The organism is Halodesulfovibrio aestuarii DSM 17919 = ATCC 29578 (genome assembly GCF_000384815.1).
GTDB classification, from domain to species: domain Bacteria; phylum Desulfobacterota; class Desulfovibrionia; order Desulfovibrionales; family Desulfovibrionaceae; genus Halodesulfovibrio; species Halodesulfovibrio aestuarii.
The window spans coordinates 843,248-856,179 of the sequence record NZ_ARQF01000021.1 but is presented as its reverse complement, the minus strand read 5'-3'; the positions used below and the strand labels follow the sequence as shown (position 1 = coordinate 856,179).

The following is a 12,932-nucleotide window of genomic DNA, read 5'->3' as shown; positions in this document are numbered from 1 at the left end:
TATTTGTTGTGAGAAATATTGATCTAATTCAGTTGATTAAAAGAGCTATAGAAATAGCAATGCCTAACCTTCGTGTCTACTACCGCATCACACGCAAAGCGAAAGTTGTACAAACCTACGCCAGCGACGGGCGCTATTGGGCTGACGTGCAACCTTTGAAGAACGATGAATCAGAAGATACAAACGAACCTGTCGTGTCGAAAGTAGAAATCCCCATTCTATGGGGCGGAAAAGACAGAGGCGTTGTGTGCCCGCCAATGGTGGGGACGCTGTGTGACTTGAGCTACTACGATGGAGACCCGAACTACCCACGTATTAGTAATTTCCGTTGGCAGAATAACGGTGCACCTGCTTGCGAGGTAGGAGCGTTCATCATTCAGGCTGACCCTTCAACGTATATAAAAATTGATGCTGAGAAAAATTTAATTGAAGTAACACCCGCCAACGCCAGCACAGAGATCGGTGGCAACAAAGATGAAACTATCGGCGGTGTTTGGACGATTAAAGCCCCCAAGATAATTCAAGAGGGCAATGTGCAGGCAACAGGCACAGACGGTGGAATAGGCACAACAACAGTTAAAGCCCATACAGAGCAGGAAGGCAGCCTAACAGTTTTAGGGCATGTGCAGTGTTCTTCCCTCAGCGTAGCAGGAAACGTAGATGTTGGCGGCAACTGCCACGCGGGGAGCCGGAGTGGTGGATCTGTATAGCGGCTATTTAGGGGCTAGTTTCAAACAGTTAATAAGGTATTGTCCTAACATGGCAGCACCAGCCCCTGTGAAGACGCCCCACAGGAAGTCCGCAAACCTTTTTGATGGAAAAAGTAGATTTCTTATTTTGTTAATAAGTCGTTGAGCTTGAAGATAGTCGCGACCTTTTGAGGTGATTTGAATTTTAGGCAAGGGGCAAGAATAGCCGAGGTTAGCTATTTGATTCTTGTCAAAATTTATAAATTCAATCAGGTCACGCTGCTCAAGGTCATTAAGGTTAAAAAAAAGTTTATCTTCGTAGAGTTCAGTTACCACCTGATCGATAGTTTGTTTTTGGGAAGGGAAGTACTCATCGTATATAGGACGATACACGTGCTCAGCTACAGCAATTCTCGAAAAGTTGCAGCAGGTCGTTAAGATGTCTTTTTGGAATGCCTTATTTATTTTACTCATCATGATTTCCTATGGAGTCTGCTAAGTTGTTGAATATTTTTTCCCAAGACATAGCCTTAGACGATACCTTACAGGCCAAGGTGGCGGCAGACGGAACGCTAGTTTTGACTGACGGTGTGGACACCGGAATTCAAGACATCTGGCTTGCACTGCGCACATACCTTGGCACCCTGTTTTATCACAAAGAGTTCGGTTCTCTTGTGCCGGACTGGATAAAAGAAGAGTCGAATTCTTCTAGCAGGTTAGCGTTTGCATTGGAAGTGCAACGCACCATTCGTACAGACCCTCGCGTGGTTATCGGCTCGGAACGTTGCAAGGTGGTTGCTTGGGATGAGGCGGGTATTACCGCAGAGGCCGCATGGCAGTTTATTGATGAAGATCACGAATACAATCTTACATTTGCTGTAAATGAAACCGGAAAAATGAAGCAGGTACTTGCTGATGCCAAACCCGATGCCAATACCGCGTCTTTCTAAATCGCTGGACGACTGCCGCCAGATGCTTTTTACCCGAATTGAGGAAGTGCAGGAAGAGTATCAGTCTAAAGGCTGGCTCCCTCGCAGATTGAATTTAAACAAGGGCGTGGTGCGTGGTCTTATAGAGTTGTTTGCTTGGGGTCTCTACCAACTTTATCAGCTAGTAGAGGCAACAGTCCGGCAGGGGTTTGCGAAACATGCGGACGCATCGTGGCTTGACCTTCATGCGGATCAGGTGGAGCAGTCACGTAAGCAGGCAACTAAAGCGAAAGGCAATATAGAGTTCGGTCGGGAAGGTCGCCAAGGCAATATTGTTATTCCGAATGGCCGTATTTTGCGGACAAAACCAGACGGGGCAGGGCAGGTATACCGTTATGTGACAATGAGCGATGTGGTTCTACCAGATGGAGCAAGTAACGTGCTGATTCCGGTCGAAGCCGAAGAGTATGGATGCGCAAGCAACTTGACCGCAGGACAGTACCTTGAGCTTGTGACGCCTGTCTCTGGCATTAGTAGCATCACGGTAAAGGCAAATTGGCTTACGCAGGAAGGCGCGGATATTGAAGCTGATCATAAGCTTGCACCGCGTATTCCTCTTGCATGGCTTGGTAATAATGGAGTTACCAAACACGCTTATGAACGTTGGGCAATGCAAATTACTGGCGTGGTTGCCTGTCGTATTCTTGATCAGCACCCACGGGGGCAGGGTACGGTCGACGTCATTATCAAAGGCACTGCCGGAATACCTACGGATGAGCTGCTTCAGGCAGTGCGTAAATCCATCACTGGAAACTATCCTGTAAATGACGACTGGGAAGTACGTGCTCCACAACACGTGCTCGTTACATTGAATGCAGCGCTTCAGTGTCATCCCGGTACACAGCGGGAAGAGGCTAAGGTCAAAGTTGAGGAACGTGTTCGGGCATTGTTTACAGACCCGACTAAGGTTGTCGGGATCACTCCGTTACAGATTGGGGAAGACCTCACAAAAGACAGGCTAGTTGCCGCTATTATGGCAGTACCCGGTATTAAAAAAATTACTTGGAATGGAACGGCAGATTTTCCCGTCATGCAAGACGGACTTGCTGTATTATCCAGCATAATCCTAACGGCAACAGCCGCGTCGGAAAGCTAGCAGCGTGAAAAGTACCTTCTGGAAATTCTTTAAGGATGTACTTGGGTGGGCACTTATCCATTCACCGGGTCTTATTTCAGTCATCGCGAAAGGTGTTGCTCTGGTTTTTGATGATATCCGAGAAGATATTTTCTGGCTTCGGGATCAGCTCAACCCGCTGACTTGTGAGGAACAATATCTTCCAACACACGGCGCAACTCGTGGAATACTTCAATACCCGCTGGAATCAACTGACCAGTATAGAAAACGTGTCGTGAAAGCGTATGCGTGGCATCGTCAAGGCGGTAAGGCCGAAGGGATGCCGCAGATATTGCAGCATTATGGATACGACGGCTGTACATTCCACAATTGCCGAAATGACGATGCAGTGCGCTGGGCAGAGTTTAAAGTGCAAATCCCTGTCCCGAAACACGGGCTTGAGGTTAATGACTACTCGCTGGTCACTTGGGCAGTTCAGGAAACAAAGCCTGCCCGTTCAAAGCTTGCTGCCTTGCAGACGCATTCAGCAGTGCAGGGCGCAGCAAATGCTTCAGGCACATTACTTCTTTGCTCTGTTGTTACCTTGGAGCCAGAAAAGCCGAAAGAAGCTCTTTTGACCGTGACTATTTCTTCAGGCTGCGGCCTGCATACAATCACAACAACAAGTCTTGGATAACATTATGGCACTCATTCTCACAAAAGCAGGGCTTGCCGCATTAGTTGAAGCTGAAGAAAGCGGCACAAAGCTACAGGCAACCCACATGGCCTTGGGCGATGGTAACGGCTCAGTGCCGGAACACACAACGAGTTCGTCGTCCCTCATTAATGAAGTATGGCGTGGTGCATTGCAGTCTATCACTATTAATGAACAGGGGGATAGTGACGCAGGTAAGCAAGTTGTATTTGAAGCACATGTGCCTATCAACGCGGGCGGCTGGTATATCAGAGAAGCCGCTTTGTATGCAGGAGATGTCCTGCTAGCAATCGGCACACATCCAGTTATGTGGAAGCCTGCGCCAGAAGAACCGACAAAGATGGAGCATGTAATTAAAGCTCCTGTGACGTTCGGTAATACTGGTGCTGTTTCGCTGATTGTTGATCCGACGGTGGTTCTTGCGAGTCAGGAGTTCGTGAATGAGCAGCTAGCAGAGCATAATGGCTCACAAGGTGCCCATCCGCATCTAAAAAAATTGTTAAACGAGCATACCCATGCGTGGAGTGTCATTACTGGCAAGCCTTCAGTTTTTCCACCAGCTGGACATACGCACACACCTAGTCAGGTAGGTTTAGGTAATTTACCTAATGCAAAAAGTGATAGCGTAACGTCCACCAGTGGCAACAGCCTTGCCACGAGTAAGGCCGTAAAAGTCGCTTACGATAAAGGAAAACAAGCTCTTGATCTGGCTGGTCAAAAGGCAGCATCTAATCATAATCATAATAGCGTATATGCTACCAAAACACATACGCATACGCCTGCACAGGTGGGACTTGGCAACCTGCCTAACTCTAAAAGTAGTAGTGTTTCGTCAACTAGTGAAAATGCTCTGTCGACTAGCAAGGCCACTAAGACTGCATACGATAGAGCAACGCAGGCATTAAATGCCGCAAATACCAAAGCTGCATCGAATCACAATCATGATTCACGTTATTACACAGAAAGCGAAGTCAGATCGCGTATTGCAGACTCTAAAATTCATGGTGGTATTGAATTGTTTAGTGGTTCTGTAAATAGCTCTGGACGACCTATTGATGAAAAAACAGGACAGCCTGATTTGCGATACGGCGTGTGTGATGGTCGCACATATGCATCTCCAGATGGCAGAAATGTAAGCACGCCCAATATGAGAGACCGATTTACCGTTGGTGCAGGCGGAAAATATTCTGTTGGAAGTAAAGGTGGTGCTGATAAAGTATCTCCGACTATAAGCACGACTGCGTCACATCATCACGTAATTGCGTATGAAACGGGTAATGATTTGTCGGGTTCTACTTATCACAACTTCAACAGCCGTAATACAGGTGATTATGACGATGGAACAAGGCATACGGGTGGCTCTCAGGCACATGAAAACCGTCCACCATATATAGGCGTGTTCTATATTAAATATTTGTAGGAGAGTTTATGCACGTAACAGTTATAGCTCCAGATAAATTGGTTCTAGTTGATGGCAACGCTCTTGAGTTACCTAACTTTGATTTTGATGAAACTCTTCACGCTATCCAATTTGATGGACAGAAAGGGCATATTGAATTTGAAACACCGGACGGAGGTGTAACTACTGCGCCAGTTTCTGAATTAGAAGTGCAGCCATATCTGGAAGCGTGGAAGGCGGAAAAAGTGCGGCTTGAAGCGATTGTGCCACCGGAGCCTACAGAAGCAGAGAAGGCACAGAAACGTATTGCGGAAATTCAACAAGAACTTGTTAGTAATGATCTTGCCTCTGTACGTCCATTACGGGCAAAGACCGCGGGAACAGCAAAGGAAGTAGATGAGTTACGGCTTAACGAGCTAGAAGAACAAGCGCAGAAACTACGTACAGAACTAGCCGCGCTACTGACTGACTAAAGTTTTTTTTGACAATTGATAGGGAAGAAAAAGAAAGCCTCACTGTCTAGTGTGAGGCGTGAAATAATTACGATAGATTAGTCTGTTACTGTTTCCCATTGTCCTAATGGAGGAAGGTGCTGACCGTATTGGTGTATTTCTTCAGGAAAGTCGTCGGGAATGGCATTGTGCCGAGCAACCATTTCTATGCACGTATAGGTGTCATTGCAGTTGATGATGTGTTGGTCATTACCATAAATTCCCCAGAACCTATTAAGTTCAGGATGAATTTCAAAAGTTGGACCATTATTAAAGGTGTAAGAATAGTACATAAATTCTCCTCTTAGTTTTGAGAGGAACAGGCGAGGGCGTAACCTGCCCCCACCAATGCAGTGGTAGCACACTGCATCACGGCCTCATGATTGGTGATAGCCATTCGTGAAGATACACCGCTGCTCCAGTCGTCTGATCAGACTAAGTAGCCTTGTATCTAAAGGGCTTACCATTTGGCAACTCAAAATGAGAAAAGAAATTCGATGCGGTAACTGTAACCGTCTGTTGGCTAAAGGCACAGCAACAATACTTGAAATAAAATGTCCTCGTTGTGGGACATATAACCATGTGAGTGACAAGAGCACCGGACAGGAACGGCGTGACCGTCCGTAAGGACATTACATGGAAAATAAAACAGAGCTTCCAGCGTTAGCGCCAGAGGCTCCGGGAAGGCCAAAAGATACCCGGTACAAAGAACAGTTTGGGGTAATTGTGATTTGCAAAACAGAAGCAGAGCACAAGCAAGTGTATGAACGCTTGTATTCAAAAGGCTACAAATGCAGGGCGGTGCGGACATGAGAATAGACATTACTCATTCATGCCCGGACTATTCTTCATACCGAGCTGCCTGTGTGAAATCCCTATTTAATGTAGATGCAGGGAATAGCTTTTCACTTAAAGCAGACCTGCCAATTGAGGAAGATGGATGGCGAGTCGGTCTTGTTATCGGTCCATCAGGTTCCGGTAAGTCTTCAATAGGCAATGCGCTTGCTGCAGAAGGTTTCACGATGCATCAGGAACGAGCATGGCCAGATAGCGCACCTATTATAGATGTTATTGCACCAGATGGTGATTGGCAGGCGGTAACAGGGCGTTGTCTGCTGTGGGGCTTGGTGATGTCCCCTCATGGCTTCGCCCATACAGGGTGCTCTCAACAGGTGAAAAATTCAGAGCAGAGCTTGCACGAATTGTAAGTGAAAAGCCTGAGCGAATAGTAATTGATGAATTTACTTCCGTGGTAGACCGTCAGATTGCTAAAGTCGGAGCACACGCTTTTGCTAAGGCGTGGCGCAGGACATCAGGCAAGGCCGTGTTGCTTTCTTGCCATTATGACATTGTAGAGTGGTTACAACCAGACTGGGTGTTTGATACTGCTACAGGTAAACTTTCTCGGAGGTGTCTTCAACGACCACCAATTGAATTGGAAATCAGACAGACAGGCTGGGAATGGTGGGAGTACTTTGCGCCGCATCATTATTTAAAGCTTCCGCACATGATCGCTGCCACCTGTTATGTTGGATTCGTGAATGGGGAGCCAGTAGCACATTTGGCTGTAAGCACCCGTTCAAGAAACGAGGCAAGGGCGTGTAGACTTGTTGTGATGCCAGAATGGCAGGGCGCAGGTGTGGGACTCCGGTTCTTGAATGCTGTTTGTGATTTGTGGCGGAGAGGGGAGAATAGATATGAAAGACCGATGCCCGTACTCTTCCATACATCACATCCTGGGCTGGCTGCAGCACTCAGACGACAACCTAAATGGTGTCAGGTAAGTACTAAACTTTATGGCGCTAACAAAGTGCGTTGCGCGAAGAGTTTGGCACAGAGTGCAGAAAGGCGCGGGAAAAAGAAAACAGCAATGTCGGGCTACGGTGGCCATTTCCGAGCGGTGCAAGGTTTTCGTTATATGGGGGATACCTCATGCGAGTAATAATCATAGGCCAAGGTTGGCTTGCTGCAGAAGTTCTAAAGAAGGTTAATAAGCTTGATGGCGTGCAGGTCATTGCGATTTCACCTGAAAAGAGAAATGATCATTTTGAGAAATTAGCAAATGAACTCGGTGTGATGGTAGTCGCAGCACTGGAAGAACTACCAGAATGTGACGTGGTTTTAGCCGCACATTGTCACTGCTTTGTATCAAAGGCTATACGGAGTAAAGCAACGCATGGTGTGCTTGCCTACCATCCGTCATTACTTCCTCGGCATCGAGGTAGAGATGCAATTCACTGGACACTCGCAATGAAAGATCCCATTGCAGGTGGAACTGTATACAAAATGGATGATGGCGCAGATACAGGCGGGATCATAATTCAAGATTGGTGTCACGTTGCTGCGAATGATACTCCTCAACTTCTTTGGCGTAGAGCCTTAGCTCCAATGGGTGTTCACCTGTTAACGAGTGTTGTTCAGAAATTAGCTTCAACAGGTCAATTTGAAGCGAAAAAACAAGATGAAATTTTCGCTACATGGGAACCATCTCTAACAAGAAAAATGTTGAGCAATATAACATAAAGAAAAAGGAGCTTCAGATTTCTCTGAAGCTCCTTTTTGTGTGCGGTACTTTTCTCATTTTGAGAGTACAAAATTCTCATTTTGGGTGTCAGCTTACATTTGGACATAAAAAAAGCCAGTCATATGACTGGCTTTAATTGCGTGGTGGTGGGGGGAGGATTTGAACCTCCGAAGGCGTACGCCGACAGATTTACAGTCTGTTCCCTTTGGCCACTCGGGAACCCCACCTTTGCTGGAGCTGGCGATGGGACTTGAACCCGCAACCTGCTGATTACAAATCAGCTGCTCTACCAATTGAGCTACGCCAGCAGCGAGAAAATTGTTTATAGATATCTAAAAAATTTGGCAAGCAAAAAAATAAAAAAATGACATTTTGTATGCCAACGTGCTGATGGCATGATGAATTGGGCGTCTCATTATACTATTATTACGACAGGAAGCGGCATTTCTAGGTCTACAAATTAAAAAAAAAGGAGCTTCAGATTGTCACCTGAGGCTCCTTTTTACGAATAAATTTTCTTCACTTTGAGTATAGTGGTTGCAACTGGCTTCATCTTGACTGTTGGAGCGGGAAACGAGACTCGAACTCGCAACCCTCAGCTTGGAAGGCTGATGCTCTACCAATTGAGCTATTCCCGCTTCTCTTACAGCGTGCTAGTTAGCAACGTGGTGGTGGGGGGAGGATTTGAACCTCCGAAGGCGTACGCCGACAGATTTACAGTCTGTTCCCTTTGGCCACTCGGGAACCCCACCTGTTATGTTTGTTGTCTAAATAAGTATTTTTGACAACGGGGATCTATTTACGGATGGAAGCAATATTTGGCAAGAAAAATATTCATTTTTTACAAAAAAAATGAATAGTCAGTAGTGGATACAGAAGATGCTTGGTTTTGGTAAGAATGAAAAGTTAGGTATTGTAGGTGATTTTGACTATTTCCACAGCAAAACTGACAAACGACATGAGTAAAATTGCTGAGTAGAAACGGGCTCCTATGGACCATAGAGGAGCACCCTGATAGTTCTCTGCGCTACGCCACAGGGCAACACACAAAAATCCTGTATAAAACAGGGCTGCCATGAGACAGCTGACGCGCGATGCGTCTGATAATTTCTGCACTTGCAGTGCGTATTTGTTTACAAAAAAGCTGACAAACGTGCCTATGACCATGCCGAAAAACCAAAAAGTGATATATAGCGGCAACTCGCCACGCCATAATTTTTTTAATATTTCCATAGGATCCTCAGTTGTGACATGAGCTGTTCTACGTTTCACGTGGGTAAGTCTTTTATGCCTGTTCTTTACTTGGCTGGTTCGGATGTAAGATTTGAAAAACGCGGTGCAATATCAAAAAGTCCTACACACAGCCCCAGATCTAATGCTGTTTTGTATGGTTCCGGACGTGGTTGTGCCTTTGCCAATGCCTTCATTTCTTCCTGTGAAAGCTGAAGGGCTGGTATTCCTAAATATATTTCTCCATTGAATTGAAGATCTACATGTACATCGTACAGTTTCAGCGGCAGAAATAAATTGTTAAGACAGTTTATAGCGATTCGTTTTTCTCGATTCGGAGGGGTAATTATAGAAAATTCAGCTTGCACTATCTGGTTTGGATCAGTTGTGGTTGTACCATTTGCCAAAAGTAGAAGAGCATCGGCTGCCGAGCTTTCATAGGTTATCTTTATAGAAGGAAAGTCGCGTTCAAATAGCGCCTTTACGGTTTCGCCTGCGATAGTTTCTTCTTCATGTCGCTGGATGATGTGTAGCGTTTGCGGCGTTCCGAGAAGAGGAGCTTGTTTGAGAATACTTAACGGTGAAAGGGCTGCTGTACCATTTATAAGCAGATGACCGGCACTGCCTGTAAGATGATAGGCAATAGCAAGAGTTCGAATGTATAGTCCGTCGACATCCATTCTAGCCGTTTCGGCAGGGAGAAATCCCGCGCCGTCAGGTGTGATTTCGTAGTACATTGTATTCCCTCCATAATACAGATTACCTGCGGACAGGTGTCTGCGGTTATGTTGAACAGTTATGTGCCAAACTAACTACCTATATTTTTAGTACAAGATGAAATGTTTTGGATTCCTGATCATTGTTAACCGTACGGCAAAGCACTTGGTCGGGCAATTAATAATTCAAAAGAAAGGCAGCAGTAGAATGGTTTCTGATTATTTACAAGTTGACATAATCATATAGGCTGAACGAGACCGTGAACATAACATATTGTAACAGCATGTTACTGACGTTGATTCCTAGAGGCGGGGTAAATGTAGGATTTTTGTTTTTGAGTAAATTAATCTGCATTGTTCTAAAAGACTTCCCAATCCTTGCAGGCCAGAGAATTTTTTCTCGTGGGCGTATTATGGGCGATCTCCTTGTTTGTCGAAGTCAAAAAGGTATCCCGAATTTTATATCCATATAAAAAACTCCCCAGCGTCATGATGACGATGGGGAGTTCCACTCAGTTTGAAAATAGCCTTTCAGCTATTTTTCTACTTCATAAGATTTTTACCGGCCATGAAGGCGGCGTAGTTCCCAGCCCACATTTTGGCTGGAGTAACGTTTTTAAGAGCGCTTAACCAGCATTCTTCTGGCAGTGCATTGAACGGTGCCACGGTGCTGAGAGCCCCGAGCATTACGACGTTAGCACAACGGCCTGTTGTATCACCAAGCTTGATTGCTTCGCTGAGGATGTCGAGTTTAATTACGTTATAGCCGTCAACAAGCTCGGCAATGACTTCGTCAGAAGGGTACTGTTCTGCATCAAATCCTTGTGGGATAATTGCAGTGTCGGCAAAGAGAATTGTGCCGCCGTCTTTAAGCATTCCGAGGAAGCCGGGACGCAGGAGTTCACTTTTTTCCATTACGATAAGCGAGTCAGCGGTTCCCGGAATAATTTGCGGGCTGCGAACATTGCCGCATGCAAAGGTTGAGACAACTGGCCCGCCCATTTGGGCCATTCCGTGTGTTTCACCTTTAATGATATTTTTATCACCGTAGCCTGCTGCAAATGCAAGCTGTGCGAGAACTTTACCGAAGAATAGGTTGCCCTGACCTCCGACACCACGGATGGAGAGAGATAGACGTTCCGGACGTTCTTCATCGGACAGTGTCGGTACTGTAATTTCCTGTGGAGGCTCTGGAAGCACCACGGAGGATTTTTCAATTTTTATATCGCTTGGACCAATAACGGAGATAGCGCCTTTGGGACACATCTGCATACATGCCGGAGTCTGAGATACGCAACCGGAACAGATGTTGTTCCATACTGGCTGACCATTTTCGTCAAGGCTTAGGCCGGAGCAGATATTACAAGCTCCACAGCTGATACATTTTTCGTGGTCAACGGCGAGTTTTTGACCGTATGCCGATTTCGGTACCTTACGGATACATGTGCCTTGAACAACGAGAGTGGTGAATTTGCCTTCATCTGCATCTGCAAGTGCTTTGCGCAAACTTTTTCTGATGTCTTTGTAGTTGTAGGCATCTACTTCAACCACGTCGGTTCCCTGTGAGCGAAGTGCTTCTGTCATTACAAAGCGGTTTTCGTCTCCAGCAAGGTTAACAGGGGAACTTGGGCTTGGCTGGCCGCCGGTCATTGCAGTCCATTCGTTATCGAGAACGACTTTTACACCGGCAACGTGCCTGAACACAGCGTTACGGGTTGCGTCCATGCCGCTGTGGCATTCAGTTCCGTCACCGATGAGGCTGATACACTTACTTGCAGATTCTGGTTTGGAGAGAACATAGCCTGTGCGTTTGCTCTCACTTGCACCCATGGCAAGGCCGGTATCCAGTGCGTTCATAAAGTAGAGCAGAGTGTTGCAGCCGATGTCGCCGAAGATGGCCTCAAGTTGGCCGCTCTTTTTCATACGTGATGCAACCTGTGCGAAGAGACGGTAAGGACAGCCCGCACAGATCATTGGCGGACGCGGTACAGGTTGTGCTGCAACAGTCTTGACGGTGATTTCTTCGCCGAGGAAAGCAGCAATGCTTGCCGGTGTCCATTCGGTTACCTTGCTGAAATCAGGTTTGCCGATAACTGTAAGGCCGGCTGCTGCACATTCGTCCTGCAAGTAGCGGTAGCCATCGTCCAAAACGTATACGTCGCCTTCGATAGATGCACAGAAATCTTTGATTTTCTGTATTGGAAGCGGGTTAGTGAACCCGAGGGACAGTACGTCAATATCATTATCGTACAGATCCTTGTATTCTTCCATGTACAGAGCATTTACACCGTATGCTATAACGCCGCGTTTGCCGTTACCTTTGATATGTATGTTGAGAGGACTTTCTTCGATGTATTTGGTGAGCGCAGGCATTCTTTCGTCCATAACGCGATCGTAGTTCATGCGTGCAAGGTTTGGCAGAGCGTTAAGCTGCTTCATTGGTGCAACTTCAGCAAGCTCACGTGTTGTTGTTTCTGTCAGTGTTACCAAACCTTCACTGTGGCAGAGTACTCCGCTTGGCTGAATAACAACTGCGGTGTTGAATTTGCGCGCGAGGTCTGCTGCAATTTTGGAGGCCTCGTATAGTTCCTGATGGCTACGAGGTTCAAAAACAGGCACAAAGGTGCTTTTGTATAAAAGGTGTGGATCAATTACGTGCTGAGTAGAACTTGGGGTAAAGTCTGTTGCTACATAAAGAACAAGACCACCGCGAGGAACGGAAAAAGTCGCAAGACTGGTAAACACGTCACCTGCCTGAAATAATCCCGGAATCTTCATGGTTACAACACAGTCGCGACCGGCAAGTGTGTGCCCGTGTCCAACGCCGAGTGCAACCGATTCGCTAACGGACCAGCCAACAGTGATCATCTCCTGAACCTGCGACAACCCTTTGTCGATAACTTCAGAACTTGGAGTACCAGGGTAACCGTCGACTGCATGGATGCCATTGCGTACGCATCCAGCAGCAAAGGCAATGTTCCCCTGCAGGACTGTTTTGTGTCCATTTTCCTCAGTACATAACTTCTTCATAGCATTCATGGTTTACTCGCTCGTAATTGAAATAAAGAATTGTGCTGTGTGGTGCACTTTCCTTACGGCAGCAAAGAAAAAGGTCCAACACGGCA

Annotated in this window: 16 protein-coding genes and 4 tRNA genes; 11 read left to right on the top strand and 9 right to left on the bottom strand. The window is 46.4% G+C overall.

Translation table 11 applies throughout. From position 1 onward, the window contains the following. The first annotated feature begins 59 nt into the window (after positions 1-59). Positions 60-710, top strand: coding sequence for a hypothetical protein (locus F461_RS0114835; RefSeq protein ID WP_020001948.1), 651 nt, complete (start codon positions 60-62; stop codon positions 708-710). 3 nt (positions 711-713) lie between these two features. On the opposite strand, the gene F461_RS0114830 is transcribed toward F461_RS0114835, so the two are convergent. After that, complete coding sequence (locus tag F461_RS0114830) at positions 714-1,163, bottom strand: hypothetical protein (RefSeq protein ID WP_020001947.1); 450 nt, start codon at positions 1,161-1,163, stop codon at positions 714-716. Positions 1,164-1,174: 11 nt separating this feature from the next. Between F461_RS0114830 and F461_RS0114825 the strand changes: the two genes are divergently transcribed. The 5 genes from F461_RS0114825 to F461_RS19550 are packed head-to-tail and all read left to right on the top strand — an operon-like array spanning position 1,175 to position 5,319. After that, positions 1,175-1,639, top strand: a complete 465-nt coding sequence (locus F461_RS0114825; RefSeq protein ID WP_020001946.1) for a Clp protease/crotonase-like domain-containing protein — start codon at positions 1,175-1,177, stop codon at positions 1,637-1,639. Next, complete coding sequence (locus tag F461_RS0114820; RefSeq protein WP_020001945.1) at positions 1,605-2,774, top strand: baseplate J/gp47 family protein; 1,170 nt, start codon at positions 1,605-1,607, stop codon at positions 2,772-2,774. The genes F461_RS0114825 and F461_RS0114820 overlap by 35 nt, the downstream gene beginning before the upstream one ends. A 4-nt stretch (positions 2,775-2,778) precedes the next feature. Next, complete coding sequence (locus F461_RS0114815) at positions 2,779-3,429, top strand: phage tail protein (protein ID WP_020001944.1); 651 nt, start codon at positions 2,779-2,781, stop codon at positions 3,427-3,429. A 4-nt stretch (positions 3,430-3,433) separates the two neighbouring features. Further along, positions 3,434-4,867: a phage tail-collar fiber domain-containing protein gene (locus tag F461_RS0114810; RefSeq protein WP_020001943.1), complete on the top strand. Its 1,434-nt coding sequence runs from the start codon at positions 3,434-3,436 to the stop codon at positions 4,865-4,867. Positions 4,868-4,875: 8 nt separating this feature from the next. Further along, positions 4,876-5,319, top strand: coding sequence for a hypothetical protein (locus F461_RS19550; protein ID WP_020001942.1), 444 nt, complete (start codon positions 4,876-4,878; stop codon positions 5,317-5,319). Positions 5,320-5,396: 77 nt separating this feature from the next. Here the strand turns inward: F461_RS19550 and F461_RS0114800 are convergent, their stop codons facing one another. Further along, positions 5,397-5,630, bottom strand: coding sequence for a hypothetical protein (locus F461_RS0114800; protein WP_020001941.1), 234 nt, complete (start codon positions 5,628-5,630; stop codon positions 5,397-5,399). Between the two features lie 187 nt (positions 5,631-5,817). Between F461_RS0114800 and F461_RS19110 the strand changes: the two genes are divergently transcribed. The 5 genes from F461_RS19110 to F461_RS0114785 are packed head-to-tail and all read left to right on the top strand — an operon-like array spanning position 5,818 to position 7,860. Further along, complete coding sequence (locus F461_RS19110; protein ID WP_073020918.1) at positions 5,818-5,964, top strand: Com family DNA-binding transcriptional regulator; 147 nt, start codon at positions 5,818-5,820, stop codon at positions 5,962-5,964. 9 nt (positions 5,965-5,973) lie between these two features. After that, the gene (locus F461_RS19340; protein WP_020001940.1) at positions 5,974-6,150 is read left to right on the top strand and encodes a hypothetical protein; all 177 of its coding nucleotides are present in this window, start codon (positions 5,974-5,976) and stop codon (positions 6,148-6,150) included. Further along, positions 6,147-6,545 carry a P-loop NTPase family protein gene (locus F461_RS19545; RefSeq protein WP_235633751.1) on the top strand — a complete coding sequence of 133 codons (399 nt, stop codon included), beginning with the start codon at positions 6,147-6,149 and terminating at the stop codon, positions 6,543-6,545. Before F461_RS19340 ends, F461_RS19545 begins: the two co-directional genes overlap by 4 nt. Then, the gene (locus tag F461_RS18125; RefSeq protein WP_235633750.1) at positions 6,455-7,279 is read left to right on the top strand and encodes a GNAT family N-acetyltransferase; all 825 of its coding nucleotides are present in this window, start codon (positions 6,455-6,457) and stop codon (positions 7,277-7,279) included. The genes F461_RS19545 and F461_RS18125 overlap by 91 nt, the downstream gene beginning before the upstream one ends. Then, positions 7,270-7,860: a formyltransferase family protein gene (locus F461_RS0114785; protein WP_020001939.1), complete on the top strand. Its 591-nt coding sequence runs from the start codon at positions 7,270-7,272 to the stop codon at positions 7,858-7,860. The genes F461_RS18125 and F461_RS0114785 overlap by 10 nt, the downstream gene beginning before the upstream one ends. A gap of 142 nt (positions 7,861-8,002) precedes the next feature. On the opposite strand, the gene F461_RS0114780 is transcribed toward F461_RS0114785, so the two are convergent. The 7 genes from F461_RS0114780 to F461_RS0114750 form a co-directional block, all read right to left on the bottom strand. After that, positions 8,003-8,088 (bottom strand) — tRNA-Tyr (locus F461_RS0114780). A 5-nt stretch (positions 8,089-8,093) separates the two neighbouring features. Next, a tRNA-Thr gene (locus F461_RS0114775) sits at positions 8,094-8,169 on the bottom strand. Positions 8,170-8,423: 254 nt separating this feature from the next. Continuing rightward, positions 8,424-8,499: transfer RNA gene (locus tag F461_RS0114770), tRNA-Gly, on the bottom strand. A gap of 28 nt (positions 8,500-8,527) precedes the next feature. After that, positions 8,528-8,613: transfer RNA gene (locus F461_RS0114765), tRNA-Tyr, on the bottom strand. Positions 8,614-8,767: 154 nt separating this feature from the next. Next, positions 8,768-9,094: a hypothetical protein gene (locus F461_RS0114760; protein WP_020001938.1), complete on the bottom strand. Its 327-nt coding sequence runs from the start codon at positions 9,092-9,094 to the stop codon at positions 8,768-8,770. Positions 9,095-9,159: 65 nt separating this feature from the next. Next, positions 9,160-9,828, bottom strand: a complete 669-nt coding sequence (locus F461_RS0114755) for a hypothetical protein (RefSeq protein ID WP_020001937.1) — start codon at positions 9,826-9,828, stop codon at positions 9,160-9,162. Positions 9,829-10,350: 522 nt separating this feature from the next. Continuing rightward, a complete protein-coding gene (locus F461_RS0114750) occupies positions 10,351-12,846 on the bottom strand; it encodes a 2-oxoacid:acceptor oxidoreductase family protein (RefSeq protein ID WP_020001936.1) in 2,496 nt (831 codons plus the stop codon). Between the last annotated feature and the right edge of the window lie 86 nt (positions 12,847-12,932).

Bases quoted from the DNA above. Each gene is read 5' to 3' on its own strand.
- F461_RS0114825 (WP_020001946.1), top strand. From the start codon at position 1,175: ATGGAGTCTGCTAAGTTGTTGAATATTTTTTCCCAAGACATAGCCTTA.
- F461_RS0114755 (WP_020001937.1), bottom strand. From the start codon at position 9,828: ATGTACTACGAAATCACACCTGACGGCGCGGGATTTCTCCCTGCCGAA.
- F461_RS0114810 (WP_020001943.1), top strand. From the start codon at position 3,434: ATGGCACTCATTCTCACAAAAGCAGGGCTTGCCGCATTAGTTGAAGCT.
- F461_RS19545 (WP_235633751.1), top strand. From the start codon at position 6,147: ATGAGAATAGACATTACTCATTCATGCCCGGACTATTCTTCATACCGA.
- F461_RS19340 (WP_020001940.1), top strand. From the start codon at position 5,974: ATGGAAAATAAAACAGAGCTTCCAGCGTTAGCGCCAGAGGCTCCGGGA.
- F461_RS0114835 (WP_020001948.1), top strand. From the start codon at position 60: ATGCCTAACCTTCGTGTCTACTACCGCATCACACGCAAAGCGAAAGTT.
- F461_RS19550 (WP_020001942.1), top strand. From the start codon at position 4,876: ATGCACGTAACAGTTATAGCTCCAGATAAATTGGTTCTAGTTGATGGC.
- F461_RS0114785 (WP_020001939.1), top strand. From the start codon at position 7,270: ATGCGAGTAATAATCATAGGCCAAGGTTGGCTTGCTGCAGAAGTTCTA.
- F461_RS0114830 (WP_020001947.1), bottom strand. From the start codon at position 1,163: ATGAGTAAAATAAATAAGGCATTCCAAAAAGACATCTTAACGACCTGC.
- F461_RS0114760 (WP_020001938.1), bottom strand. From the start codon at position 9,094: ATGGAAATATTAAAAAAATTATGGCGTGGCGAGTTGCCGCTATATATC.
- F461_RS0114820 (WP_020001945.1), top strand. From the start codon at position 1,605: ATGCCAAACCCGATGCCAATACCGCGTCTTTCTAAATCGCTGGACGAC.
- F461_RS19110 (WP_073020918.1), top strand. From the start codon at position 5,818: ATGAGAAAAGAAATTCGATGCGGTAACTGTAACCGTCTGTTGGCTAAA.
- F461_RS0114800 (WP_020001941.1), bottom strand. From the start codon at position 5,630: ATGTACTATTCTTACACCTTTAATAATGGTCCAACTTTTGAAATTCAT.
- F461_RS0114750 (WP_020001936.1), bottom strand. From the start codon at position 12,846: ATGAATGCTATGAAGAAGTTATGTACTGAGGAAAATGGACACAAAACA.